The sequence below is a fragment of the Propionivibrio sp. genome, assembly GCF_016790145.1.
GTDB lineage: Bacteria > Pseudomonadota > Gammaproteobacteria > Burkholderiales > Rhodocyclaceae > Propionivibrio.
Window position 1 is genome coordinate 23,985 of the sequence record NZ_JAEUOI010000016.1, and the last position, 26,913, is coordinate 50,897.

Consider the following 26,913-nt stretch of genomic DNA (forward strand, 5'->3'; position numbering starts at 1 on the left):
GGTATGGCTGGCGCCTCGGTTGACACCGATGAACGCGCAGGGCGGCTCCATGTAACGCTTTCCGGCGACTGGACGCTGGCGCATCTGCCGACGCCGATTTCCGGGCTTGAAGCGCGCTTGCAGGCGCTGGCGGCAAGTCATCCGATCTGGGATTTGCAAGCCATTCCGCGCATCGACAGTGTGGGCGCCATTCTTCTCTGGCGGGCCTGGGGCCGACGCTGGCCCGATTCGCTCAATGCCTTGCCGCAGCAGCGCTCGGTCCTCGAGCGGGCGGCGGCCATCCGGCCTGCTGATGCTAGCAAGCCTCAGGTATCGCGGCTTGCTGCAGTGCTTGCCCTAGGGCGGCTTGTTCTGGCAGCGTTCAAGAACCTGCGCCAGATCATCACATTGATCGGGCAGTTGCTGCTCGATGTGGCCTATCTTTGTTCGCATCCGCGCGACATTCCGTGGCGCGAGTTTTCGGCCAATCTCTACAAGAGCGGAGCGCAGGCGCTGCCGGTGACGGCGCTGGTCGGTTTCCTGATCGGTGTCGTGCTTTCGTACTTGTCCTCACTCCAACTCAAAACATTCGGTGCCGATATCTACATCGTCAATTTGCTCGGTATCAGCATTATTCGTGAACTGGGTCCGGTGATTGTTGCCGTTCTGGTGGCTGGACGATCCGGGTCGGCGATGACGGCGCAGATTGGCGTCATGCGGGTGACCGAAGAGATCGATGCGCTGGCGACGATGGGTGTTTCGCGCAGTGTGCGTCTGGTCCTGCCCAAGGTGGCTGCTTTGTCGATTGCCATGCCGCTGCTGGTCGTCTGGTGTTCGGCGGCAGGCATCATCGGCGGCATGGTGTCGGCCAACCTGCAGATGGGTCTGTCCTATGGTTTTTTCATAGAGGCGCTACCCAAGGCGGTTCCGTTGGGTAATCTCTGGATCGGGATCGGCAAGGGCTTCTTTTTCGGTCTGCTGATCGCGCTGATCGCCTGCCACTTTGGTCTTCAGGTAAAGCCGAATACCGAGAGCCTATCATCGAAAACGACAACGGCGGTCGTCACGGCGATTACCTTGGTGATTGTCGTTGATGCCGTGTTTGCCATATTGACGCGTAATCTGGGTCTGCCGGCATGAAAATCATCGATGCCCCGGCCAGCATTTCGCCGAGTTCGCCAGCGGATTGTCCAATAATCGAGATTCGCGGGGTAAGCACGAGGTTTGGCGATACGGTGATTCATAGCGACATCGACCTTGACGTCGAAGCCGGGCAGATTCTCGGACTGGTTGGCGGTTCCGGCAGCGGCAAGACGACGCTGTTGCGCGAGATCGTCGGCCTGCTCATGCCGAGCAGCGGGTCAGTCAAGCTGTTTGGACATTCGGTGCTTGATGCCGATCCGCTGATACGCCGTAAACTACGCCGCCGTTTCGGTATGCTTTTCCAGCAGGGCGCCTTGTTTTCCGCACTTTCAGTCTTCGACAATATCGCTTTTCCCTTGCGCGAGTTACGCGTGCTGGACAAGGAAATGATCCATGAACTGGTCTGTCTAAAACTCGGCATGGTCGAGCTCGAGGCACGTCATGGGCAGTTGATGCCTGCCGAATTGTCGGGGGGAATGGTCAAGCGGGTGGCCCTGGCGCGAGCCCTGTCGCTGGAGCCGGAACTGCTGGTGCTCGATGAACCGACGGCCGGCCTCGATCCTGATCTTGCCGATAATTTTGTAAAATTGATCGGGATGTTGCAGAAAGAGCTGGGGTTCACCGTTGTCATGGTGACTCACGATCTCGATACCCTGGCGGGTCTGGCGACGCATGTGGCAGTGCTGGCCGAGCAGCGTATCATTGCCTGCGGCACTCCGGCGGAAGTACTCGCCGTCGATCACCCGTTCATCCGTAATTTTTTCTGTTCCGAGCACGCAAAGGCGGCCATGCAAAAAGGGTTCGTTTAATCATGGAAAATCGCGCATATGCCCTGATGGCCGGGCTCTTTACGCTACTCCTGGGGTTTTCTGCCATTGCCGCGCTGTGGTGGTTCGGCGGCAAACCAGAAGCGACCAATCAGTATCTGGTCGTCACCAGGAAGACTATAAGCGGGCTTAACGTGCAGGCCCAGGTGCGCTATCGTGGCATTCGCGTCGGCAAGGTCGAAAACATTGAACTCGACCCGGGCGATGTCGGCAATACTTTGATTCGGATCGCCCTGCGCAAGGACATTCCGGTCACGCGAGGAACCACGGCCAGGCTCGGGTTTCAGGGTGTGACGGGAATTGCGCATGTGCAGCTCGAAGATACGGGTCAGGATGCGGCACCCCTTGAAGCCGGTGCCGGGGATCTGGCGAGGATTCCGATGCAGGATTCGCTGATCCAGGAACTCTCGGAGGTCGGAGGCGAAACCCTGCGCAATGCCCGTGATTTTCTGGCCAATGCCAACCAGGTCCTGACTCCGGAAAACCGCCAGAATATTTCAAAAACACTGTCCAATCTCGAAGCAACGAGTGCCAATGCCAGGGAGGTCAGCGCTCAGTTGCGCCAGTTACTGACACCGGAGAATGTACGCCTGCTTAACTCGACGCTGGCGCAGGTCGAGCAGACCACCGCGCAGGGCCCGCCTTTTCTTGCCGAGGCGCGCGGGCTGGTAGTGCGCTTGCAATCGGTGAGCGACAGGCTGGAGATGACGCTGGGCGATCCATTGAGCGGCGGCGCCGGTGCGCTGCTTCCCCGGCTCAACGAGTTGAGTAGCGAGCTTTCCTCCAATTCGCTTCAGCTCAACCGCGTCCTGCAAATGCTAGAGGAGTCGCCGCAAAGCCTGATCTTTGGTCGGCAGAAAACCTTGCCCGGGCCGGGTGAAGCGGGCTTTATTGTGCCAATGAACGCCAGGGAACAACCATGAAAAAAGTTTTGATACTCTTTGTTGCCTCGCTTCTGAGTGCATGTGTCGGTGGAGCGAGAAATGTGCCGCCGGCCCTTGTTTATGACTTTGGTTTGCCAGCGAAACGGCTGGTGGTTGAAGGAACGTGGTCCAGACTGGCGCTTGAAGTAAGGTCGCCGACCTGGACCGATTCGCGCAACATCGATTTTCGGCTGGTCTACGAAGAACCGCTAAAAAAACGCGAATACGCAGACAGTCGCTGGGCGAGCAGTCCGGGTCAAATGCTTGCCCAGCAACTCAGGCAGCAACTTGGAGCCGTCAGTGTCGGCGGCAATGCGGCGGCCGATTGTCTGCTCCGGGTCGAGTTGCAGGAATTTTCCCAGGTGTTCGACTCGCCGCAGAAAAGCCGTGCGCTGGTGCAGGCCAACGTCAGCCTGATTGATACCAGGCGGCAGCTTGTAGCCGAGCGACAGGTGGTTATCGAACACCCGGCAGCCAGCCCTGATGCACACGGTGGCGTCAATGCGCTTGTGAAGGTGAGTACCGAGCTCGGTCAGCAACTGGCCGACTGGCTCGCCAGTCTGGAGAAGAATAATGCGCTCAAGAGTTGTCGCTCAGGCCACTGATCTGGAGCTTTGGATACCAGTCAAATCTTTTTCTTGACCCTGACCGCCGTTGCACGATGCCGTTGGCAGTCATGCGCTTTCCCGATAGCGGTTTTTTTGTTACCTCTCAGCAGGTTCCTTGCTTGACAGACAAGAAACGCCATGTCCCGGTTTGCGACATGACAGTGCGAAAGATATCGTTGCCTGCGCAAGAATCCTTGTGGCAAAAGCCTCACAACCCGTATAGCGAAAATCACGCAAAGTGACATAGGCTGGCCTATTCCCATCGTGTACCTGACGGGTGGGCATCATCTGTGCTCCAAAACATGTTTCAAGTCATTGTTTTATAAGTAGCTATCTGTTTTTTCCGGGCTCTGGAGGCAATCTGTCCTGCGTGCTGGATTGCCTCGGGGAGAACGCTCTGCCATGCCATTTGATCGAAATGGCACGTTCATTGCCTGTAGGGATTATTCAGGGTGCCCGGAGTAACACTTTGTTTCGTTTCCTACATCGCCTGGTCAGGCAACTGTGCGTAAGCCACAAACCTTTCCTCATCAACGCGCTTGACGTGCTGGCGGTAATTTTTGTCTCGATGTTTTTGAACCTGATCATCCAGGGACGGCTTGATGCCGATGTCAACGGCATTTCCGCCAATTATCAGGAAACAATAGTCGCCGGTGTAGCTGCGCTAAAGGTGGCGCTGGCACCATCTCGTGACATGTTGCTGGTGGCAAATGATGCTCTGCACAAGGGGGCGTTGCAGGTCCCTCTGGAACTGAACGGCGAGGACGCGAAAAGTGGAATCTGGCGTGTCAGCCGTCGCGCGAACCGGCCAACTCATGAATTGTGGTTACAGGGTGGGTTAGTTGAAAACTGACCTCTTTATTTCATAAGATCATAAGGAGATAAAACATTGTCCTGACTAAAGAATTTAACCTAATGGAATAAACAACTGGAGCAATAGTTCATTGTTGTGCGAACGATTGCCAAGTAATCGAAGGTTTTCAAACCTCAACTCATAAAAAGGATGGATTGATGAAATACCCTAACTCGTCGTCCGCACCAATGTATGTCTTGGTGCATATGGCCCGGCTCATTCTTGCCGCTCTGCTGATCAGTGCGGTCTCCCCGGCGTTCGCCAGTTCTGAAGCCAATCTGGTCTTGCCGAACCTGCAGGATGCCGCTCTGGCAAGCTTCATGGGCGGTATGAGTGGCTCGCAATTGCTGACCTATGGTCTGTTCGTCTGCCTGGCAGGACTCGCATTTGGAGCCATCATTTATGGTCAGGTCAAGGCCATGCCCGTGCATCGTTCAATGGCTGAGGTCAGCGAACTGATCTACGAAACCTGCAAGACGTACATGATCACCCAGGGCAAATTCATCCTTTTTCTCGAAGTATTCATTGGCGTAATCATTGTGGCGTACTTTGGCTGGGTACAGCGCATGCCTGCCGCCGAAGTGGCGCTGATTCTGGCCTTCTCACTGGTTGGTATTGCCGGCTCCTTTGGCGTTGCCTGGTTCGGCATCCGTATCAACACCCTGGCCAACAGCCGCACTGCCTTTGCCTCGCTTGAAGGCAGGCCTTTCCCGGTCTATGCGATCCCGATGAAGTCAGGCATTTCCGTTGGCATGATGCTGATATCGACCGAACTGTTGATCATGCTCGGTATTCTGCTTTTTGTTCCACCCGAACTGGCTGGCAAGTGCTTTATCGGTTTTGCCATCGGCGAATCCCTCGGTGCGGCCGCACTGCGCATCGCTGGCGGCATCTTCACCAAGATTGCCGATATTGGCTCCGACCTGATGAAGATCGTCTTCAAGGTCAAGGAAGACGATCCCCGCAACCCCGGCGTCATTGCCGACTGTACCGGCGACAATGCCGGTGACTCGGTTGGCCCGACGGCTGACGGATTTGAAACCTACGGAGTAACCGGCGTTGCCCTGATCAGCTTCATTCTGCTGGCCGTTCCCGAAGCGGCCGTTCAGGTTCAGCTTCTGGTCTGGATCTTCGTCATGCGCGTGATGATGATTATTGCTTCTGGCATTTCCTATATCGGCAATGAAATCGCCATGAAGGCCAGATATGGCAAGGCAGAAAGTTTCGACTTCGAAGCCCCTCTGACTTCGCTGGTGTGGGTCACCTCCATTGTTTCGTTGATCATCACCTTCATCGTGTCCAAGGCATTGATCGGTAACATCGCTATCGGAGGAGTGGTTTATACCAATCTCTGGTGGCAACTCTCGCTGATCATTACCTTCGGTACGCTGGCCGGTGCGATCATCCCGGAAGTCGTGAAGGTTTTTACCTCGACAAACTCCCGGCACGTTCGCGAAGTCGTTACCGCGTCCCGCGAAGGTGGAGCAAGCCTGAACATTCTGGCCGGGCTCACCGCGGGTAACTTCTCCGCCTTCTGGATGGGCTTTGTCATCGTCGCCCTGATGACCGGGGCTTCTCTGGTATCGCAAGGCGATTTGTCGCTGGTGATCAACCCCGATCCGGAAAAGGCCGGCATCATGGCCGCCGTTTTCTCCTTCGGTCTGGTCGCCTTCGGCTTCCTTGGCATGGGTCCGGTAACCATCGCTGTCGATAGTTATGGCCCGGTGACCGACAACGCGCAGTCGGTCTATGAGTTGTCCACCATCGAGCAGATTCCGGGTATCGCAGCCGAAGTCAAGGCCGATTTCGGAATTACCCTCAACTTTCACAGGGCCAAGGAACTACTGGAAGAGAATGATGGTTGCGGCAATACTTTCAAGGCAACGGCCAAGCCGGTACTGATTGGTACGGCGGTTGTCGGCGCCGCGACCATGGTGTTCTCCATCATCATGCTGCTCACGGACGGCCTGGCGAGCAACGTCAACCATCTGTCGATGCTTCACCCTGCCTTCCTGCTTGGCCTGATCTCTGGCGGTGCCACGATTTTCTGGTTCTCCGGCGCTTCAACCCAGGCCGTGTCGACGGGTGCCTATCGTGCCGTTGAATTCATCAAGCTCAACATGAAACTTGACGAAGGCTCGACCAAGGCCAACGTGGCAGACAGCAAGCGGGTTGTTGCCATCTGCACGCAGTATGCACAAAAAGGCATGTTCAACATCTTCATGGCCGTGTTCTTCGGTACCCTGGCCTGTGCCTTCATTGAGCCCTTCTTCTTTATCGGCTACCTGATCTCGCTGGCCATCATCGGTCTCTATCAAGCCGTGTTCATGGCCAACGCCGGTGGGGCATGGGATAACGCCAAGAAGATTGTGGAAACCGAGCTGCGGGCCAAGGGCACGGAACTTCATGCGGCCGCAGTCATCGGTGACACGGTAGGTGATCCGTTCAAGGATACCTGTTCGGTTGCGATGAACCCGATCATCAAGTTCACCACACTTTTTGGTCTGTTGGCGGTTGAAATGGCAGTTGGCCTCGTTGCCAGGGGGCAACAAAACCTGGCCTGGTTATTGGCAGCCGTCTTCCTTATGCTGAACCTGTTCTTCGTTTATCGCAGCTTCTACTGGATGCGTATCGAGGATGACGAAAGATTCCCGGCCAAACCGGTACCGGTTCCTTACGGTGCTGTACCGCAAGAAAGCTGATTTAACGGGTTCGTTGTCTTATGAGACGGGGCAGAGTTTGACCGGATGTCAGCGCATGAATCCAGAGCAAACCTGCCCACCTGATCGTCAACGACTATGCAACTTATTGATGCCGACTTGGTCAGGCCCGACAGGCCAGACTAGAGATTGGCCGAGCGCCACCAGTTGCTGTGATCCTTCCTGAGCACCGCCTGCGAAGGCATCGGGTAGTACACGAAGTCTGAACCAATGCCTACATAGAAACCGCCCTTGACCATGCGGAACGGGAAGACGAGTGAATGCACCCGATGCACAAGCTTGTTCCGCTTCCCACCGGGCTTCAGTTCCATCAAGGCTTCGCGCAGATGCTGCATGAAAGTATATGGCAGATCGCCCTCCAGACCATTTTCCGGATCGTGGGCGAGCGGGCCCAGTTCGAGTTCGACAAAGCACAGTCCCGGAAAACTGAAAAACTTGGATGGCGTACTGGTTACATCGGCACAAAAAAATGCCGGGTCCAGACGACTGACCACCAGGCTGTTGATCGGTGCAAGATCCTGGTACATATGCAGTTCAGGTACGGCGGAAGGAACCTGGCTTGCACGACTCAAGCCCAGCGTCGCACCATTGGCCGTCGTCAGGTACAGTTTGCCCAATGAAGCCATAGTGAGGTGCTCCATCACGCGATACATCGAGATGTACACCGAGTTCTTGGGTGAACCATCCGGTTTCGCCACACACTTTGCCAAGGCTCCCTCGATGTCGAAGTACTCATGGCGGTAGCTTGGGTCGACTTCGAAAAATACGGCCTGCCCCTTCGATTTGAACTTGTGGCCTGTCGCGTAATACTGCCCGAATTCCTCTGGTGGCAGCATGGAGGCGATCAGCGCTTCCGGGATCAGCGAGAAGTAAAGATGAGTAGTCATTGTTGATGCCCCCTTAAAATAGTCGACTTCGTTCTGGATTAACCCTGTTGCCGTGGCTACGAACACAGGATGATTTTCTTGTTCGGGCAAAGACCTCAAGGACGCTACGGACTACATACTGCTACCGACTTTCCTCTTTGGCGACGATGCGCATACCGTAAAAACTGCGGAAAACAAATATCAGGTTGACGACCAGGAACAGAGCCGACATTGCCCATACCACGGATTGCTGGCCCTGAGCGTTCAGACCGACCGCCATTTCAACCGCCAGCAGGCCGAAAAGCGTCGTGAATTTGATGATCGGATTCATGGCCACCGAAGCGGTGTCCTTGAACGGGTCGCCGACGGTGTCGCCGACCACCGAGGCATTGTGCAAATCGGTACCCTTGGCGTGCATTTCGGTCTCCACGATCTTTTTGGCATTGTCCCATGCGCCACCGGCGTTGGCCATGAAAACGGCCTGATAAAGACCGATGATTGCCAGCGAGATCAGGTAGCCGATAAAGAAGAAGGGCTCGATGAAAGCACAGGCCAGGGTGCCGAAAAATACCGCCATGAAGATGTTGAACATGCCCTTCTGCGCGTAGATCGTGCAGATCTCGACAACCTTCTTGCTGTCTTTTTGTGAGGCCTTGACGACCTCATCAAGCCGGATGTGCGTGCTGATGAACTCGACAGCACGGTAGGCGCCGGTAGAAACGGCCTGTGTGCTGGCACCGGAAAACCAGAAAATCGTCGCGCCACCGGAGATCAGGCCGAGCAGGAATGGCGGATGCAGCAAAGAGAGCTTGTCCAGGTTTTCCGTAAGACCCGCTGTCAGCAACATGACGATGGAAAAAACCATGGTGGTCGCACCGACCACGGCGGTTCCGATCAATACCGGCTTGGCCGTGGCCTTGAAGGTGTTGCCGGCTCCATCATTCTCTTCGAGCAGGAACTTCGCGGTACGGAAATTGAGATCGAAGCCGAAATCCCTCTTTATCTCAGCCTCGATGCCGGGTATCTGCTCGATCATGGACAGTTCGTATACCGACTGTGCGTTATCGGTGACCGGGCCGTAGCTGTCGACGGCAATCGTTACCGGACCCATCCCCAGGAAGCCGAAGGCGACCAGTCCGAACGAGAACACCGCAGCCATCATCGCCGCCTTCGTGTAATCGGGATTGATCACTGCGGTCAGGTCGAACTGCGACAGAATGTAGGCGCCGGACATCAGCCCGACGATGATCACGCCAATCCAGAAAGCCGAGAAGTAGCCGGCGACCAGGCCGGACAGGATGTTGAGGCTGGCGCCGCCAGCCTCGGAAGCCTTAACCACTTCGCGCACGTGCTTGGAGTGGGTCGACGTGAACACCTTCACCACCTCGGGAATGATGGCGCCGGCCAGCGTACCGAGGGTGATGATCAGCGAAAGCTGCCACCAGAGGTTGGTGTAGGTTTCGCCGCCGACCGCGAAGTTGCCGATCAGCAGGTACGACACGATGAAAGTGATGATCAGGGAAATGAGCGAGGTGATCCAGACCAGCGAGGTCAACGGCGATTCGAAATTGAAGCGGACCTTTTCCCCGTACAGGCGTTGGGCGAGCACCTGATTGCCCAGATAGGATATGCCCGAGGCCACGATCATCATCACGCGCATGACGAACAGCCATACCAGCAGCTGAACCTGAACGGAGGGTTCCGGAACCGCGAGCATGATGAAGCTGATCAGCGCTACGCCGGTGACACCGTAGGTTTCGAAGCCGTCGGCGGTGGGGCCGACCGAGTCACCGGCATTGTCGCCGGCACAGTCGGCGATCACGCCGGGGTTGCGCGCATCGTCTTCCTGGATACCGAATTCAATTTTCATCAGGTCGGATCCGATGTCGGCAATCTTGGTAAAGATGCCCCCTGCAATGCGTAGCGCAGCGGCGCCCAGCGATTCGCCGATGGCGAAGCCGATGAAGCACTTGCCAGCCAGGCTCGGCGGCACGAACAACAGGATGCAGAGCATGATCAGCAGTTCGGTCGAGATCAGCAGCATGCCGATCGAGATGCCCGACTTGATTGGAATGGCATACACGGGATAGGGTTTGGCCGCCAGCGAGGCAAATGCCGTGCGGCTGTTCGCCAGGGTATTGATGCGTATGCCGAACCAGGCAACGGCGAAGGAGCCGGCGATACCGACCAGGGAAAACGCCAGGATCAGCGCCACGTCGGGAGCCGGGAGTTGTTGAACGAAATAGAAGTAGCCGATCATCAATACTGCGGTCAAAGCCTGCAGAATCAGCAGAAACTTGCCCTGGGTGATCATGTAGGTCTTGCAGGTTTCGTAGATCAATTCGCTGACTTCGGCCATCGAGCCATGTACCGGCAGACTGTAAATTTGACGGTAAATGATGGCACCGAAGACCAGGCCGCCGAAGCATATCAGGAGTCCATAGGACAGCAGCGACCAGCCGGACATCCCGCCGAGGAAAGATACCAGCGACAGATCGCCAAGATCGGGAAGGACAAGATTGGCCTCGCTAACGTGGCCCGTGGATGCAAGGACGGGAAGCGAACTCAGTCCGACGATGAAAAGCAGGGTAAACAACAGGCAACGCGCAAGATTTCGCCATGCCGGAACATACGCAGAATTACCAAAAGTCATCAGTCTTCCCCAAAAAAAGCAAGCCAAAGCGCTGCGATGGATAGGTCGGTCCATTCAGGCAATAAAAAAGTTCACATTTCCGGCAAGCGTAGCAACTGATTATGCAGTTGAAGACAACGAAGTCGAGCCGGTAATGTCCCAATAATCCTGCTTCCGAGCCTGATAAGAATGCAGAAATTCGACAGTGCTAAATCATAAGCCGGGATGCTCCATGACATCATCAATTGCTGGCCGGCAGCTCAGTCCTGCCGGATGCGCTAATTTACAGATGTATTGCCAAGGAACTCTGAAACGTTTGGAAGTTTACTACCAGATTGCTGAATCTGACCAGTTGCAACTCATGTTTTTTGCCTTGAATGTTTCCAGCCCCGGCTTTCGAATGAGTAGTGACGGGCAGCCAATAACGGCGATTCTCATAGCCTCTTCAGATTCACGCTGATCGACCACTCGCAGGCTAACTCAGTTGTTGGCAATGGCAGCTTGGGGACAGCGTTAAAATGGTATTATTCGCAACGGCGGGTCTCCCCGCATTGCAGGGTGGTTAACCTGGTCAGGTCCGGAAGGAAGCAGCCACAGCCATTTACTGCGAGTGCCGGGGGTAAGGCTCGCCACTTCCATTTCTGGTGGCGTGGCGGTACGCTGTGTCAGGAAAAGCGCTGCATGAAGCGGCGGTCGATCCTGTCCTTCCAGCGCCAAACCCATACCCCGCTGGTGTAGAGGGGCCCCCAGGCTGCCAGCGCGTGGCGCTTTCCGGTGCTGATCAGGTATAGCGCCTTTCCCTGGGGTGCCCATCTTTGCATGGTTTTGCCAGTCAATACTGAGCGCAGATTGTTGGCGAGCACCGGGCCGGCACGAACGGCAAAGACGCCGGACTTTGGTCTGGGTTCGGCATAAGCGGCTACATCACCGGCGGCAAAAACAAAAGGATGGGAAGTGCTTTGCAGCGTTGGGGTGACGCGGATAAAGCCTTTTTCATCGCAGGCCAGACCGCTTGCCGATGGCCAGGTCGGAGCGGCGGCGCCGGTCACGAGCAGGCTGACATCGCAAGCCAGGCTCGTTGCATCGGAGAGTCTGACATGCCCCGCAATGAGTTCAATCGCGCGTCGATTCGCCAGGAAAGGGATCCCGTGTTGTTTAAGCAGCGCAAGGGCAGTATTTCGCAGACGTTCAGGGAGGCCCGATAACGGTAAGGCGTTGCCGCCGATCAGCGTGACTTGAGCGTTGGCTAACTGCTCACGAGCGAATCGTTGTTTAATGGAAAAGGCCAGTTCAGTGCCTGCAGCGCCATCGCCGACGATGCTAAGCATAAAACCGGATTTCGCCTGGCGAGCACGCTCCAGCAAACCGGGCCAGGCGGCAACAAACCCTTCGATAGGCCGGATCGGCAAAGCGAATTCCAGGGCGCCGGGGTCTAAACCCAGATCGACGTCCGAACCACTATCGATGGATGCGATGTCAAAAGGGATGGTTTCGCCATTGGCGCAGCGTACCTGTTTCAATTCGCTGTCGAGTTCGGTACATGCGCTCTGTACAAACCGGATACCGGCCCGACTGGCGAGCAGGCTGATCGGGATTGCGCATTGCTCGATGCTGTAATGGCCGGCGATCCAGCCTGGCAGCATACCTGAATAGATCTGTCGTGGATAAGGCGAGATGAGCGTTACTTCGCAATCGGGATAGGGCGACCTGGCCAGTGCGTCGAGCACGTACACATGGGCGTGACCGCCTCCGATGAGCAGCAAACGTCTCATGGCCTGACTTTGAAGCGGAAATCGCCCGAGTGGCAAGTCATGATGACCACTCGGTGAAGTCCTCAAGAGTGGCGAGGCGTGCCAGATCGGAGGGTCGATCAACATCCCACAAGATCAGCGGTTCTGCCCAGCGCAGGCCAAGCCCATCCAGACGTTCGCGTGTCTGTGCCATGACCTGTTCGCTTCCCCAGTCGATGTTTTCGAACAGTAAGGGTTGCGGTTGGCGAAGTCCGACCAGCACATAGCCGCCATCCTCGGCCGGAATGAACACGGCATCGCGTCCATCGCGCAGCACATTGGCCGCCGTGGCTAAATGAGCGGTTTGCAGCGCCGGGCAGTCGGTACCGATCAGCAACATCGGACCCCCATGAACAGCAAAGGCATGCGCCATGCGGGTGCCAAGATCGGGCCCCAACTGACGGCTGACCTTGACTCCACAATGTGCATGCAGGGCGCGAAAAAAATGGTGCCGCGTATCCGGGGAGCACCACAAGGTTATCCTTCCTGAATCAATGCGGATGGCATTATTCAGGGCGTTCAGGATCATCCGACGTTGCAGTCGTGCCGCACCAGCAGCACCAAGCGCTGGAATCAGCCTTGTCTTCGCTGCGCCTGGCTGCGGTGCCCTGGCAAAAATGGCAATATCCACAGAATCAGCGCTGACGCGGAAGGGTGCCATAGCGAACGGCCAGTTTGTCCGGATCCGTACCGAAAAAAAACCAGGTGCGCAAACACCACATGAGCACTATGGTGCGTAAAACACCCTGCCTTTCCCAGCGCCGACCCGAGGTGACAACGCGTTCGCGCAGGCACGCCGGACGGGCAATTCGTTTAAGCTTCTTCGACAGGACAATATCCTCCATCAAGGGCAACTCAGGATAGCCGCCAATCCGCTCGAACACCTCCCGGCGAACAAAAATGGCCTGATCGCCGGTGGCAATGCCGCTCAGCCTGGAGCGCCAGTTCATCATGCGCTCGACGATACGCAACAAGGGGTGTGCGCCGTCGATGCGTACGTCGAATCGCCCCCAAAACGCTCCGGACGCGATGACTTCATGAACTCGCTCGAAGACAGAAGAGGGAAGGGCGGTGTCGGCATGCAGGAAAAGCAGTACCTCTGAGCTACTGGCTCGTGCGCCGGCGTTCATTTGCACAGCACGGCCGCGGGGAGAATGAGTGACCAGATCAACCAGCGGGCCTGCCTGCTCTGCCGTGCTGTCTTCGCTGCCCCCGTCAACAACAATCAGGGTAACACCCTTGCCGCGTAAAAATTGCAGCGCCTCAAGTTGCGAACGGATCCCCGCCGCTTCATTGAGCACGGGAATAATGACCGAGAGAAAGGGCTTGGGCATTGAGAGCAGTGATGCAAAACGTATAACGGTGGGCTGGTCTACGCCTGGCTTGGCAAGCGTCCAGGGGTTTGGCGAGCGATGTTTACACACGAATGGATGCAGCAATGCCAAGCATCAGCATTCGCATTCTATCGCGCTTGCCGGTAGCCCCCGTAACCGGCAGGAACGCTTGCCTACCTTTAGCGGTGCCGGCTACCGCTACGGTGTGAACCTCCGCCTGCCGGCGGCTTGCCGCTTCCGGCGCGGGTGGTATTGGCCGCACCCGGGCGTGCGCCGCCGCCGGTTCGAGCAGCGGGCGAACGCTGTCCGCCGCGTGAACCCGCCGAGCGCATCAGGATCGGTTCGGCACGGATGCTCGGATCGGGCGCGTAATCCGGATAGGGCACCACTTCAATCTGCTTTTTCAGCAGTCGCTCGATGTCATGCAGGAGCTTGAGTTCATCGACGCAGACCAGCGAAACGGCGGCACCCTCGATCCCCGCACGCCCGGTACGGCCGATGCGATGCACGTAATCCTCGGCGACGTTCGGTAACTCGTAATTGACGACATGCGGCAATTCGTTGATGTCGATACCGCGCGCCGCGATGTCGGTGGCGACCAGCACATGCAGCTTGCCGTTCTTGAAGTTGGCCAGTGCCCGGGTGCGCGCGTTCTGGCTCTTGTTGCCGTGAATGGCATCCGCTTCGATGCCGGCCTTGAGCAGTTTGTCGGCCAGGCCGTTGGCGCCCCACTTGGTGCGCGTAAACACCAGCACCTGATACCAGCCATTGTCACGGATCAGATCGACCAGCAGGTCACGCTTGCGTTCACGGTCAACTCGATAAACAAACTGTTTGACCAGTTCTGGCGCCGTATTGCGGCGCTCCGACTCGACGTACTCGGGGTCAATCAGGAAGCTGCCGGCCAGCGTGCGGATTTCGTCAGAAAAAGTGGCTGAAAAGAGCAGATTCTGGCGCTTCTTTGGCACCAGCTTGATGACGCGCCTGATGTCGTGAATGAAGCCCATGTCGAGCATGCGGTCGGCTTCGTCAAGTACCAGCACCTCAACACCCGAAAGGTCGACATTGCGCTGCTGGGCGTGATCGAGCAGGCGACCGGGTGTGGCAACGAGGATGTCGACACCGTTTTTGAGTGCCGAAATCTGCGGGTTGATGCCGACGCCGCCAAAAATGACGAGGGACTTGAACGGCAGGTGAGCACCGTAGGTACGAACGCTGTCTTCAACCTGCGCTGCCAGCTCGCGCGTCGGTGTCAGAATCAGCACCCGTATTTTGCGCGGCCCGGTCACCCGCGCGGCGGCCAGACGATTGAGAATCGGCAGGGTGAAGCCGGCGGTCTTGCCGGTACCTGTTTGCGCGCAGGCCATCAGGTCACGTCCGGCGAGTACGACCGGAATCGCCTGAGCCTGAATCGGCGTGGGGTTTTCGTAGCCTTGATCGGCGATGGAACGAAGGATCTCGGGTACCAGACCCAGTTCGGTAAATTTCATGCGGGAGAACTCCATGCATTTGCCATGCGTGCGCGGAACACAATGACCGCCAATACACGAACCAGTCTGGGCAAACAGCAAGGGATTTGTAAGTCGGACGAGGCGAGAATGCCTGGCCAGATCGGTCGGGCGCCAAGACTGATGAATGGCGCAACGAAGAAAGCGTATTGTAGCACGACACCGGCATTGATTGATCATATATCCTTCCGTCAGCAGAAATGGCGTGTGCGAAGGATCAATCCGGCACACACAGCCGTGCGATTCCAGTTGATGTATCGCTTCGCTATCTGCGAGCTTGCGGGATATCCTTTATCGGGCAAGGCATTGACAGTGCTCGGGTCGCAGTGCAGAATCGAATGCTGATGGTTCACCGGCGGTCTCTGCTCGTCGCACCGGTTCACACGAGAAAAAAAATACATGGCATTTTCGTCAGATTCCTTTGCTCCTGCGTCGCAGATTTTTATTCAGGTCGGTCAGACCCTGATGCAGGGTTTTGTGGACCTTCTCGGAACGCAGCCGCGGGCTCCGGGTGTTTCAGCTCCGTCGCTCGATCTTCCCGATCCTGAGCCTCTGGTGAAGTTGCAGAAGAACCTTGTCGATCAACACCAGCACTTGTGGAATTCAATGTTGCGTGGAGAAGACCAGTCCTTGCCACCCGGGATCGAGGCGGATCCGGGTGATCGCCGATTCTCGTCACCCGAATGGAAAAGCAGCCCGGTTTTTGACTATGTCCTGCAGGCCTATCTGATCAATTCGCATTACATCCGAGAACTGGTCGAGCTATATCCGGCCAGCGATGACAAGGCAAAAGAGCGCGCCCGGTTTCTGGCTCGCCAGTTTATTGACGCGCTGTCGCCGGCCAACTTCCTGGCCACCAACCCTGAATTCATCCGTCATGCGCTGGATACCGGCGGACAGTGCATCACCGACGGCATCAACAACCTGATCAATGATTACGGTAAAGGTCGCGTATCCATTTCTGACGAGTCGGCGTTTGAAATCGGCAGGAATCTGGCGACGACCCCCGGCGCCGTGATTTTCGAGAATGAACTCATCCAGTTGATTCAGTATGTGCCGACGACGCCCAGGGTCGCCCGGAGGCCGTTGCTGATTATCCCTCCGTGCATCAACAAGTTCTACGTTCTCGATCTGCAACCTGAAAATTCCTTTGTCCGCTATGCGCTCGAACAGGGCAACACGGTCTTTCTTGTTTCCTGGCGCAATCCAAAAGCCGGGCAAGGACATCTGACCTGGCACGACTATCTGGAAAGCGGACCGATTACCGCCATCGACAAGGTTCGCGAAATCTGCAAGGTCGATCAGGTGAACACGTTGGGCTGGTGCGTTGGCGGAACCCTGCTTACGAGCGCACTGGCCGTGCTCGCTGCGCGCGGTGAAGACAAGGTGGCCAGCCTGACGCTGCTCACCACCTTGCTTGATTATTCGGAGACGGGCGAGCTTGGTCTGTTCATCGACGAACCGTCGGTGGCAGAGCGTGAGGCCAAGATGGCCCAGGGTGGCCTCCTGAAGGGGGCCGAGTTATCGAGCGTCTTTTCAATGCTGCGGGCCAACGATCTGGTGTGGAACTATGTCGTCAGCAATTACCTCAAGGGCAAACAGCCGCCGGCCTTTGACCTGCTTTACTGGAATTCGGACAGCACCAATCTGCCCGGTCCTTTTGCCTGCTGGTACCTGCGCAATCTCTATCTGGAGAATGGTCTGCGCGTTGCGGACAAACTTGAGATGTGCGGCGTCAAGGTTGATCTGGCTCGCATAGAGGCGCCAAACTATGTATTGGCGACGCGTGAGGATCACATCGTTCCCTGGAAATCCTCCTACCTCGGCACCCGGCTGCTGGGAGGAGAATCACGTTTTGTCCTCGGCGCAAGTGGCCATATCGCCGGTGTGATCAACCCGGCCAGCAAGAATAAACGCAGCTTCTGGCTTAACGAGAGCGAGCAGGGGAATGCGGATCATTGGCTCAATGGTGCGCAGGAACACAAAGGGAGCTGGTGGCAAGACTGGAGCAACTGGCTGAAACAATTTGCCGATGGCGAGTGCGCCGCACGCATAAAACCGGGCAATGTAAAATACAAGCTCATTGAGCCGGCACCGGGTCGCTATGTCAAAGAGAAATCATGAGTTTATAATGGCGATGCGCAAAGGTAGTGCTCATTGTGTGTCTTAGAAAAAAAAGAGAGAAAAATCCAAGGAGTTGTACCCGTTTCATCAATGTTGGTCGGCCTCTGTACTGATAACCGGTAAAGGCTTTATCCCAGCTATTTCATTTGTTTTTAAACGAAAGGAAACATCATGACGCAACGTATTGCTCTGGTTACAGGTGCTATGGGTGGTCTCGGTACCGCAATTTGTCAGGAGTTCGCCAAGGCAGGTCACAAGGTAGTCGCTGCCTACCATCCGGAGTTCGACAAGCCGGATGAGTGGACAAAGGATATGGTCGCCGCCGGTTTCAAGGATTTCATTATTGTCGCTGGCGATATTGCCAGTCTTGACTCGTGTGCGGCGATGGTTGCCGAGGCAGAAGCCAAAGCGGGTGGCCCTATCGATATTCTGGTGAACAACGCCGGGATTACTCGCGACCGCATGTTTGCAAAGTTGGAACTGGCCCAGTGGGATGCCGTGATTGCCACCAACCTGACCAGCCTCTTCAACATGACCAAGCAGGTGTCGGCGAAAATGGCCGAGCGCGGCTGGGGCCGCATCATCAACATGTCGTCGATGAACGGCGTCAAGGGCCAGGCCGGCCAGTCCAACTACGCCGCGGCCAAGGCCGGTGTCATCGGTTTCACCAAGTCGCTGGCGCAGGAACTGGCCGCCAAGGGCGTGACCGTCAATGCTGTTGCCCCTGGCTATGTCGGCACCAATATGGTGATGGCGATCCGCGAGGACGTACTCAAGGGCATCGTCGACGCGATTCCGATGAAGCGGCTGTGCAAACCCGAAGAAATCGGCGGTATCTGCGCCTATCTGGCCTCTGACATCTCGGGTTACATGACGGGTGCAACCCTGAACATCAATGGCGGCAGTTACTACCAATAAGCAGCCCGAAAGTGGGAACGAGGCAGGCTCTGTTCAGGAGCCTGCTTTTTTTCTGATGTATAATGGTGCTTTGCAACATTGATGCGCCTGCAAGAATGTGTGTGATTTGGCAATGGAGAGGTCTGCATGTCTGAGTCGTTGCGACTGGTCAAGAAATACCCGAATCGCCGTCTTTACGACACCAAAACGAGTGCCTATATCACCTTGAGCGATGTAAAAGCTCTCGTTCTGTCTCTCGAAAACTTCAAGGTGGTGGACGCCAAAACCGGTGAAGACCTGACGCGCAGCATCCTGCTACAAATCATTATCGAAGAGGAAACGGCCGGTGTTCCGCTGTTTACCACCGAACTGCTGGCACAAATGATCCGCTTTTACGGCCATGCCATGGAGGGCATGCTGGGCAAGTATCTGGAAACGAATATCAAGGCTTTTACCGAGTTCCAGAAAAAGCTTCGGGAGCAGTCGCATACGCTCTATGGTGAGAACAACAGCCAGATGCAAAGCGATATGTGGTCCCAGTTCATGAACTTTCAGGGACCGGCGATGCAGACGATGATGGCCACCTATATGGATCAGAGCAAGAAGATGGTTCATAAGATGCAGGGTCAGCTAAAGAGTCAGACGCTGAACATTTTTTCCGGCATCCAGTTGCCCGGCTTCGCCACGGAAGAAGCGATCAAGCCCAACAAAACCGATTGACACGTCGGCTCCCCCTGTTTTTTGGAAAACTCCCCAGTGATTGCTGATTGCATTCAGCCGCCCAAGGTAGGCTTCGTTTCACTCGGGTGCCCCAAGGCGCTCGTCGATTCAGAACAGATCCTGACCAGGCTGCGTGCCGAGGGCTACCTGATTTCACCGTCGTATGAAGGCGCCGATCTGGTGGTCGTCAACACCTGTGGCTTTATCGACGCGGCGGTTGAAGAATCGCTCGATACCATCGGCGAGGCGCTCGCCGCAAACGGCAAGGTCATCGTCACCGGTTGCCTGGGGGTGAAGGACGATGTGATTCGCCAGGTGCATCCGCAGGTTCTGGCGATCACCGGTCCGCACGCCAGCGACGAGGTACTGCAGCATGTCCATGCGCACCTGCCGCAGCCGCACGACCCTTACACCAGCCTGATACCGCCGCAAGGCATCAAGCTCACGCCGCCGCATTTCGCCTACCTCAAGATTTCCGAAGGCTGCAACCACACCTGTACCTTCTGCATCATCCCCTCGCTGCGCGGCCCGCTGGTCAGCCGGCCGGTCGGCGATGTCTTGCTCGAAGCGAAGCATCTCGCCGAGGCCGGTGTGCGCGAGTTGCTTGTCATCTCGCAGGACACCAGTGCCTACGGCGTCGATCTGAAGTACCGCACCGGCTTCTTTGGCGGCCGTCCGGTCAAGACACGGCTCAGGGAGTTGTGCTCGGCGCTGGCCGAGTTCGGCATCTGGGTGCGCCTGCACTACGTTTACCCGTATCCGAGCGTCGATGAGCTGCTGCCGCTGATGGCCGAGGGCAAGATCCTGCCCTACCTCGATGTGCCGTTTCAGCACGCCAGTCCGCGCATCCTCAAGGCCATGAAACGCCCCGCCAGTTCGGAGAACAACCTGGAGCGCATCAACGCGTGGCGTACGGTTTGCCCGGACATCACCCTGCGCAGCACCTTCATCACCGGCTTTCCCGGCGAAACCGAAGCCGAGTTTGAAGAACTGCTCAACTTCATCGAGGAAGCGCGGCTCGACCGCGTCGGCTGCTTTGCCTATTCGCCGGTCGCCGGCGCTACGGCCAATGCCTTGCCCGGCGCGCTGCCGGACGAGGTACGCGAAGAACGCCGCCGTCGCCTGATGGACGTTCAGGAAGATATTTCCGCCGAACGGCTCGCCGCCAAAATCGGGCGCGAGATCGAGGTGCTGGTGGACGAGGTCGATGAGGAAGGCACCATCGCCCGTTCTTCGGCCGATGCACCGGAGATCGATGGGCTGGTCTTCATCAACGACTACTTCGCTGCCAAAGCGGGCGATTTCCTGCGCGTTCGCGTGCTTGACTCCGACGAGCACGACCTCTATGCCGAGATTGCCGATCGTTGATAGTTGACTGCGAAGTTAACCAGGCCAATCAGGCGAAAAATGATCGCCCGCCATTGTCGCCGAGAACACAAAGAAGCTGCCGTCATACCGGCGATAGCCGGTATCCAGCGCTGATGTGGATTTACCTCCTGGTTCCCGGCCTCTGCCGCGAAGGAAATACACTCGACGAGGCTCATGGCCATGGCGTGCATCGGGTTAAGCGCGAAGCCTGGCCTCGGACTAAGATCTACCTGCATTTGTGGGTCGGAGCAAAAATTGCTTGCGCAGCCAGCCCTTCGTGGTTAAATCCTGTTTCTGAAAGCAAGGGGTGTCCTGCTTGGATTTGATTGAACAACTCGTTGCCATTGTCGGCTCCGATAACATCCTGACGGCGGCCGGCGACATGGCGCCCTATCTCCTCGACTGGCGTGGGTACTATCGCGGCGCTGCACGTTGCTTGGTGCGTCCGGCATCGAGCGAAGAAGTGTCCGCCGTGGTGCGCGCCTGCGCGCAGGCTGGAGTGGCGATGGTTCCGCAGGGCGGCAATACCAGCCTCTGCGGGGCAAGCATTCCCGATGAAGGCGGTGAAGCCGTGCTGATCTGCCTGTCCCGCTTGAACCGTATCCGGACAATTGACCTGGACAACAGCTCGATCACGGTCGAGGCCGGTTGCCTTCTGCAGGCTGTACATGAAGCCGCATTGGCGGCCGGGCGGCTGTTTCCACTGTCGTTGGCCGCCGAGGGCAGTTGCCAGATCGGCGGCAATCTGTCGACCAATGCCGGCGGCGTGCAGGTGATACGTTACGGCAACATGCGCGAACTCACGCTTGGACTGGAAGTGGTGCTGCCCAGCGGCGAGGTCTGGAACGGCCTGCACGGGCTGCGCAAGGACAACACTGGCTACGACCTCAAGCAGCTTTTCATTGGCGCCGAGGGTACGCTCGGCATCATCACGGCGGCGGTGCTCAAGCTCTTTCCTCTGCCGCAGGCCAGCGCTACCTGTTGGCTGGCGCTCGAATCGCCGCAGGCCGCCGTGCATCTGCTGGGCGATCTGCAAAGCGCCTTTGGCGCCACGCTGACCGCCTGCGAACTCATCTCCGACGTCGCACTTGGCCTGGTGCTCAAACACATTCCAGGCGCGCAGGCGCCGCTTGCGGCAAGCCCGTGGCATCTTCTCGTCGAGCTTTCAGGTCCGGGCGAAGCGGGCGCGCTACGTTCCTCGCTGGTAAGTTTTCTCGAAAAAATGCTCGAGCGCGGCCTGATCGGCAACGCCGTGCTGGCGCAGAGCGGCGAGCAGGCAAGGCGTTTGTGGGCGCTGCGGGAGAACATCAGCGAAGCCCAGAAGGTCGAGGGGGTAAGTATCAAGCATGACATTTCGGTACCGATCTCTTCAATCCCCAAGTTCCTTGAGCGCGCCGACGCAGCACTGAAACAAGCCTTCCCAGGCTTTCGCATCGTCGCCTTCGGCCATGTCGGCGATGGCAACCTGCATTACAACCAGTCGAAACCCGAAGCGATCGGGAACGCCGCATTCATTGCCGTGCAGCCGCAAGTCAATCGGATCGTCCACGACATCGTGCATCAACTCGGCGGCAGCATCAGCGCCGAGCACGGCATCGGTCAGCTCAAACGCGAGGAAATCCTGCGCTACAAGAGTGCGGTCGAAATGGATTTGATGCGCGCGGTCAAGAAGGCCTTTGATCCGAAGGGGCTGATGAACCCCGGGAAGGTGCTTTGACGACGATGTCCCTGTGGGAGTCTCGCCGATAGACGACCTGCAAGCCAATAAATACGCCATTCTTCGGATGCATGCCTGGTAGCTCGCCATTTTCATGGGCGTTGCAGACTTGTCGTATGGGACGATCGTTTCAAGAACAAATTTGCAGCACTTATTCAAACAGCCCAGTTTTCGATGGTCAAGCCGGGAATACGTGCAAAATCACGTTCGTTGTTGGTGACGAGAATCAAATTTTCAGCGAGCGCATGGCAGGCAATCAGGGTGTCCTTGTAGCCCAGGAGCCTGCCGGACAGCTTTTGGGTGGCTCGCAGTTTGGCATAGTGCTCTGCCGCTGAAACAGGCCATTCCAGGCAGGGCATGTAATCGAGAAACGCGAGCACCGCGAGTTTAAGCGCCGTGGCCTCGGGTACGAGTTCAAGACCATACAGCAATTCGCCACGGGTAATGGCCGAAATGGCGATTTCTTCACTTACCAGCCCAGCACGTATTTTGCCCAACAACCCCGGCTCCTTGCGCTTGATCGCGTAGCTGCAAAAGCCACGGCTCACCACGACCCATGGGCCAGAGGCCTTGTTGACGCTGAGGCGCGATACGCCGTCATGACCAAGTGAATTGCTCGCACGCGACGGGCTGCGCCATGCGTCGGGGGTACCCAGAGCGGATCAGGAACTCATTTATCCACACCGCCCATGCACAGATACTTGATCGCCAGATAATCGTCCATCCCGTACTTCGAGCCTTCGCGGCCCAGACCGGATTGCTTGACGCCGCCAAATGGTGCGACTTCATTCGAAATCAGTCCGGTATTGATGCCGACCATCCCGCTCTCCAGGGCTTCCGCGACGCGCCAGATACGGCCGATGTCGCGTGAATAGAAATAGCTGGCCAGACCGAATTCGGTGTCGTTGGCCAGTTCGATCGCTTCGGCGTCGGTCTCGAAGCGGAACAGCGGGGCCAGCGGGCCAAAGGTTTCTTCGCGTGCGACGCGCATGTCCGGGGTGGCGTCGGCGATCACCGTCGGCTCGAAAAAACTGTGTCCGAGCGCATGGCGCTTGCCGCCAGTCAGCAGGCGTCCGCCCTTGGCCAGGGCATCGGCGACGTGCTCTTCCACTTTGCTGATGGCGGCTGCGTCGATCAACGGCCCTTGGGTCACGCCGGGCTCGACGCCATTGCCGACCTTGAGCTTTTCAACGGCGGCGACCAGTTTTTCGGCGAACAGATCGTATACGCCGTCCTGCACATAGAGACGGTTGGCGCAAACACAGGTCTGGCCCGCGTTGCGGTACTTGGAAACGATCGCCCCCTCGACCGCTGCATCGAGGTCGGCATCGTCAAATACGATGAACGGCGCGTTGCCGCCCAGTTCCAGCGACACTTTCTTGATCGTCGCCGCGCATTGTTGCATCAGCGTGCGGCCGACTTCGGTCGATCCGGTGAAGGTGAGCTTGCGCACGATCGGGTTGGCGGTCATCTCGCCGCCGATGGCGCTCGACGATCCGGTCAGCACGCTGAAGATGCCGGCAGGCACGCCGGCGCGTTCGGCGAGAACCGCCAGCGCCAGCCCGGAGTAGGGCGTCGCCAGGGCCGGCTTGAACACCATCGGACAACCCGCCGCCAGTGCCGGGCCGACCTTGCGCGTGATCATCGCCGCCGGGAAGTTCCACGGCGTAATCGCCGCGCAGACGCCGATCGGCTGCTTGATGACGAGGATGCGGCGATCCGGCCACGGCGACTGCAGAGTGTCGCCATTGACGCGCTTGGCTTCTTCGGCAAACCATTCGATAAAGGAGGCGGCGTAGGCAATTTCGCCCCTGGCTTCGGCCAGCGGTTTTCCTTGCTCGACGGTCATGATCAGCGCCAGATCGTCGGCATTGGCGAGTATCAGATCGTTCCATTGGCGCAGGATGGCGCTGCGCTCCTTGCCGGTTTTTGCCCGCCAGGCCGGCCACGCACTATCGGCTGCGGCGATCGCGCGGCGGGTTTCTGCGGCACCCATGTTCGGCACGGTGCCGATCGTTTCACCGGTGGCCGGGTTGGTGACGGGACAGGTTTCACCATTGTCCGCGTTGCACCACTGTCCGTACAGATAGGCCTGCTGCCGCAGTAGCGAGGGGTCTTTCAGTTGCATCATGAGGTTACTCCGTGAATAAAAGCAAACGTGAACTCTAAAGCAAACCCATAGCCCAGCGAAAACAATTCAACGTGCAGCAACTGGCTTTGGGACGCTTTGGTTTATCGTGCTTTTTCAGCCAACTTCGACTCGTTGTGAGCCCATCGTTCTTGTGCGTAGCGCTTGACCACGTCGTCAGCAAGGCTGACCAGAATCCCATTGGAAGCCTTTCCTGCCAAGCAGGTGAGTAGTTGCAAGAGGCCTCAATGCATTATTGACAAGCAATTTCCCTGACCCATTTGCATACTGCTTGCAAAATCAATCGGAAGCTATGCTATACATACGCCTTTATTCCACGATAGGACAATTACTTAATCATGAGAACGCAAGAAAATCCTGTCATATTCGGCACCGAAGATATTCTGCTCAGCCTGTGCAATTCGGTGACCAGGGTGCTGACCCTTGCAACGAAAAGTCAGATTCACTTTTCTGGAATGGTTCAGCGGATCACAAAAACCTGTCTCAAGCCGGATATTGGCTGCTTTGTCCTGTTCGACGGTGGTTTCTCGGGACTCGTGGTCATCAATTTCTCCGCCCAGGCCGCCATGGAACTGTATGAGAGTTACATGCAGAATATGGGCATGGCGAAGGAAGGCCTGGCCAGTTCGCACACCTCGGATGAGGTCAGCAATGTCATGGGGGAGCTGATGAACCAGATCGTCGGCGATTTCACCGGCAAGGTGGCGCGTGAGTTGCAGACCAATATCACACAGAACCAGCCCAAGATGATCGTTCTAAACAAGCAGGTGATGTTGAGCGTGGACACCAATCTCGAAAAGCCAGAGGCACGGCGCGTCACCTTCTACACCGGCAGCAACAAAATATTCTATTTGGAACTGGCCATCGACCGGACCGAGTTCATCAAATTGTTTGATTTTGAGGTCCTCGAGACCGAAGACCCCGACGCGTTGTTGGCTCAGGCCAATACACAGTCCTCGCCGACCCCCGCGCCGATGCAATCGAAAGATCAGGACGACCTGCTGGATTCACTCGGCATGTGAAGCCAGAGGCCTGAAGAACGGAATTGGCCGTAAAACGCCATTTTGAAATGATTTGCACTGGCAGGTGCAATCCTGTTGCACCCGCTGTGCCTCAGTACTCCAGCACGCGCAGCTCGGCGTTGGTATAGCGCAGCCGGCTGGCGAGTACGCTGGCCACGCCTTCCATGAGGTTCAGGGCGAGCTTCTTGTGCTCTTCGGCCAGCAGATCAAAGGTCTTGCGCGACAGAACGTAGAGCTCGGTATCGGAGAACACCACGGCGTCGGCCGAGCGCACTTCGCCATCGAGGAATGTCATTTCGCCGAATAAGGCGCCGCGGCCGAAGGTGCCGAGATGGTGGCTGAGCTTCTCAGAGATCGGCAGCATGATGCGCACGGAGCCGCTGCGGATGATGAACAACTCGTCACCGTCATCGCCACGGGTGAAAATTTTCTCGCCGCTCCGGTAGGCGCGCTTTTCGATGAGTTGATCGAATGTAGCGAGGGTCTCCGGCTTGCGCTCCTTGAAGAGTTCGATCTCATGCAGTTCCAGCGGTTTTTCCTCGCCACGCGCAAGCGCCGCCTCATCGATCAGGCGGTCTTCGACCCATTCCAGCGCATCGTCGAGCTCGGCGAACACGCGCACCGGGCTTTCCTTGCGCACCAGGCCAACCTGGTCGAAGTACTGCTCCATGTCTCGACCCGAGGGCAGGCTTTGCGGCAACTGGCTGAAGATCAGGAAACCCTGGCGATCGGCGAGCATGTCCTTTACCTGATCGAGCATGTGCGCGGCGGTGACATCGACGGTCTGCACGCGCCGCATGTCGAGGATGACGTAGTCGCGAGTCTTGAGTTCGGGCTCCAGCGCACTATAAAGCTGGTTGGTGGTGCCGAAGAAAATGCTGCCCTGCAGTTCGACAACGAGGACACGGGTGCCGCGTGCCACAAGAATTTCCATCTCCTCGTGGGTGCGCACGCGCTTGGAAAAAATCTCGTTGCCATAGACCTTGCGGCGCACGATGGTGCCGCCGATCTGTTCGCGGATGAACAGCATTATGGCGAGTACGATGCCGACGCCCGACGCGGCGATCAGGCTTGCCGTCAGCGCCGTGACGATGACAGCGGCAATCACGGCAAAATCGAGTATCGTCGAGCGCTGCTTGAGCAAGTTGAAGCTGTGGCGGTCTATCATGCGCACGCCGATGACGATCAGGATCGCCGCCAGCGCTGCCACCGGCACCCACGAGATCAGCGTGCCGAACACCAGAAAGGCGACCAGTACCATCACCCCTTCGATCACGCCCGAGAGCCGGCTCTGCGCGCCGCTGGAAATGTTCACCAGCGTGGCGCCCATGGTGCCGGCACCGGGGATACCACCGACCAGGGCCGAGCCGACGTTACCCAGCCCCTGGCCGATCAGTTCGCGGTTCGAATTGTGGCGTGAGCGCGTCAGCGCATCGAGTACGACGCAGGTTTTGAGGGTATCGATCGAGAGCAGAACCGCCAGTGTCAGTGCCGGCAGCGCAATCTGCCGAATCTGCTCGAAACCGATGCTCCCCAAGGCCTGCCAGCGTCCAGTCATGGCCTCGGCGAAGCGGCCACCACCGTCGCCGAATGAACCGACGACGAGCGCGTTGCCCTCAAGTTCGAGCAGTCCCGGATCGGCGAGTCCGAGGGCAAAATAGGCACCGACGCCGGCCGCCAGTCCGAGAATCGCTGCCGGTACCCGGCGGGTCAGGCGCGGTGCGCCAAGCATC

General features: G+C 57.4%; 22 protein-coding genes and 1 other RNA gene. 14 read left to right on the top strand and 9 right to left on the bottom strand.

Annotation, left to right across the window (positions count from 1 at the left end; all coding sequences use genetic code 11):
• Nucleotides 1–3 precede the first annotated feature (3 nt).
• The 6 genes from JNM42_RS01580 (at nt 4) to JNM42_RS01605 (ending at nt 7,035) form a co-directional block, all read left to right on the top strand.
• Entirely contained in the window at nt 4–1,119 is a 1,116-nt protein-coding gene (locus tag JNM42_RS01580) for an ABC transporter permease (protein ID WP_294265124.1), read from the top strand.
• Complete coding sequence (locus tag JNM42_RS01585; RefSeq protein WP_294265126.1) at nt 1,116–1,931, top strand: ATP-binding cassette domain-containing protein; 816 nt, start codon at nt 1,116–1,118, stop codon at nt 1,929–1,931. The genes JNM42_RS01580 and JNM42_RS01585 overlap by 4 nt, the downstream gene beginning before the upstream one ends.
• 2 nt (nt 1,932–1,933) lie before the next feature.
• Entirely contained in the window at nt 1,934–2,872 is a 939-nt protein-coding gene (locus tag JNM42_RS01590) for an MlaD family protein (protein WP_294265129.1), read from the top strand.
• Nucleotides 2,869–3,477 carry an ABC-type transport auxiliary lipoprotein family protein gene (locus JNM42_RS01595; RefSeq protein ID WP_294265132.1) on the top strand — a complete coding sequence of 203 codons (609 nt, stop codon included), beginning with the start codon at nt 2,869–2,871 and terminating at the stop codon, nt 3,475–3,477. Before JNM42_RS01590 ends, JNM42_RS01595 begins: the two co-directional genes overlap by 4 nt.
• A 421-nt stretch (nt 3,478–3,898) precedes the next feature.
• A complete protein-coding gene (locus JNM42_RS01600) occupies nt 3,899–4,333 on the top strand; it encodes a hypothetical protein (RefSeq protein WP_294265135.1) in 435 nt (144 codons plus the stop codon).
• Between the two features lie 158 nt (nt 4,334–4,491).
• On the top strand, nt 4,492–7,035 hold the full coding sequence (locus tag JNM42_RS01605) for a sodium-translocating pyrophosphatase (protein ID WP_294265137.1): 2,544 nt from the start codon (nt 4,492–4,494) through the stop codon (nt 7,033–7,035).
• A gap of 140 nt (nt 7,036–7,175) precedes the next feature.
• Here the strand turns inward: JNM42_RS01605 and JNM42_RS01610 are convergent, their stop codons facing one another.
• Both JNM42_RS01610 and JNM42_RS01615 read right to left on the bottom strand, forming a co-directional pair.
• Nucleotides 7,176–7,940, bottom strand: a complete 765-nt coding sequence (locus tag JNM42_RS01610) for a hypothetical protein (protein WP_294265140.1) — start codon at nt 7,938–7,940, stop codon at nt 7,176–7,178.
• Between the two features lie 121 nt (nt 7,941–8,061).
• Complete coding sequence (locus tag JNM42_RS01615; RefSeq protein ID WP_294265143.1) at nt 8,062–10,572, bottom strand: sodium-translocating pyrophosphatase; 2,511 nt, start codon at nt 10,570–10,572, stop codon at nt 8,062–8,064.
• Nucleotides 10,573–10,783: 211 nt separating this feature from the next.
• Here JNM42_RS01615 and JNM42_RS01620 point away from each other — a divergent pair, with 211 nt between their 5' ends.
• Both JNM42_RS01620 and ffs read left to right on the top strand, forming a co-directional pair.
• On the top strand, nt 10,784–11,011 hold the full coding sequence (locus JNM42_RS01620; RefSeq protein WP_294265147.1) for a hypothetical protein: 228 nt from the start codon (nt 10,784–10,786) through the stop codon (nt 11,009–11,011).
• Nucleotides 11,012–11,086: 75 nt separating this feature from the next.
• Nucleotides 11,087–11,185, top strand: an RNA gene (gene ffs, locus JNM42_RS01625) — signal recognition particle sRNA small type.
• 31 nt (nt 11,186–11,216) lie between these two features.
• Here ffs and JNM42_RS01630 read toward each other — a convergent pair.
• The 4 genes from JNM42_RS01630 to JNM42_RS01645 form a co-directional block, all read right to left on the bottom strand.
• Complete coding sequence (locus JNM42_RS01630; protein ID WP_294265151.1) at nt 11,217–12,323, bottom strand: FAD-dependent oxidoreductase; 1,107 nt, start codon at nt 12,321–12,323, stop codon at nt 11,217–11,219.
• A 37-nt stretch (nt 12,324–12,360) separates the two neighbouring features.
• Complete coding sequence (locus tag JNM42_RS01635) at nt 12,361–13,002, bottom strand: TIGR04282 family arsenosugar biosynthesis glycosyltransferase (protein WP_294265153.1); 642 nt, start codon at nt 13,000–13,002, stop codon at nt 12,361–12,363.
• On the bottom strand, nt 12,977–13,675 hold the full coding sequence (locus tag JNM42_RS01640) for a TIGR04283 family arsenosugar biosynthesis glycosyltransferase (protein WP_294265156.1): 699 nt from the start codon (nt 13,673–13,675) through the stop codon (nt 12,977–12,979). The genes JNM42_RS01635 and JNM42_RS01640 overlap by 26 nt, the downstream gene beginning before the upstream one ends.
• 179 nt (nt 13,676–13,854) lie before the next feature.
• Nucleotides 13,855–15,165: a DEAD/DEAH box helicase gene (locus tag JNM42_RS01645; RefSeq protein ID WP_294265159.1), complete on the bottom strand. Its 1,311-nt coding sequence runs from the start codon at nt 15,163–15,165 to the stop codon at nt 13,855–13,857.
• Between the two features lie 417 nt (nt 15,166–15,582).
• Between JNM42_RS01645 and phaC the strand changes: the two genes are divergently transcribed.
• The 5 genes from phaC (at nt 15,583) to JNM42_RS01670 (ending at nt 22,009) form a co-directional block, all read left to right on the top strand.
• A complete protein-coding gene (gene phaC / locus JNM42_RS01650) occupies nt 15,583–17,307 on the top strand; it encodes a class I poly(R)-hydroxyalkanoic acid synthase (RefSeq protein WP_294265162.1) in 1,725 nt (574 codons plus the stop codon).
• Nucleotides 17,308–17,478: 171 nt separating this feature from the next.
• Nucleotides 17,479–18,225: an acetoacetyl-CoA reductase gene (phbB, locus tag JNM42_RS01655; protein WP_294265165.1), complete on the top strand. Its 747-nt coding sequence runs from the start codon at nt 17,479–17,481 to the stop codon at nt 18,223–18,225.
• A 126-nt stretch (nt 18,226–18,351) separates the two neighbouring features.
• The gene (phaR, locus tag JNM42_RS01660) at nt 18,352–18,924 is read left to right on the top strand and encodes a polyhydroxyalkanoate synthesis repressor PhaR (protein WP_294265167.1); all 573 of its coding nucleotides are present in this window, start codon (nt 18,352–18,354) and stop codon (nt 18,922–18,924) included.
• A 36-nt stretch (nt 18,925–18,960) separates the two neighbouring features.
• The gene (rimO, locus tag JNM42_RS01665) at nt 18,961–20,292 is read left to right on the top strand and encodes a 30S ribosomal protein S12 methylthiotransferase RimO (protein ID WP_294265170.1); all 1,332 of its coding nucleotides are present in this window, start codon (nt 18,961–18,963) and stop codon (nt 20,290–20,292) included.
• 316 nt (nt 20,293–20,608) lie between these two features.
• Nucleotides 20,609–22,009: an FAD-binding oxidoreductase gene (locus tag JNM42_RS01670; RefSeq protein ID WP_294265172.1), complete on the top strand. Its 1,401-nt coding sequence runs from the start codon at nt 20,609–20,611 to the stop codon at nt 22,007–22,009.
• Between the two features lie 155 nt (nt 22,010–22,164).
• Here JNM42_RS01670 and JNM42_RS01675 read toward each other — a convergent pair whose 3' ends face one another.
• Nucleotides 22,165–22,557: a type II toxin-antitoxin system VapC family toxin gene (locus JNM42_RS01675; protein ID WP_294265175.1), complete on the bottom strand. Its 393-nt coding sequence runs from the start codon at nt 22,555–22,557 to the stop codon at nt 22,165–22,167.
• A gap of 122 nt (nt 22,558–22,679) precedes the next feature.
• Nucleotides 22,680–24,137: an NADP-dependent succinate-semialdehyde dehydrogenase gene (gene gabD / locus JNM42_RS01680; protein WP_294265185.1), complete on the bottom strand. Its 1,458-nt coding sequence runs from the start codon at nt 24,135–24,137 to the stop codon at nt 22,680–22,682.
• A gap of 359 nt (nt 24,138–24,496) precedes the next feature.
• Between gabD and JNM42_RS01685 the strand changes: the two genes are divergently transcribed.
• Nucleotides 24,497–25,180: a DUF3334 family protein gene (locus JNM42_RS01685; RefSeq protein ID WP_294265178.1), complete on the top strand. Its 684-nt coding sequence runs from the start codon at nt 24,497–24,499 to the stop codon at nt 25,178–25,180.
• A gap of 91 nt (nt 25,181–25,271) precedes the next feature.
• Here JNM42_RS01685 and JNM42_RS01690 read toward each other — a convergent pair.
• On the bottom strand, nt 25,272–26,913 hold a 1,642-nt coding region (locus JNM42_RS01690), incomplete at its 5' end, for a SulP family inorganic anion transporter (protein ID WP_294265181.1).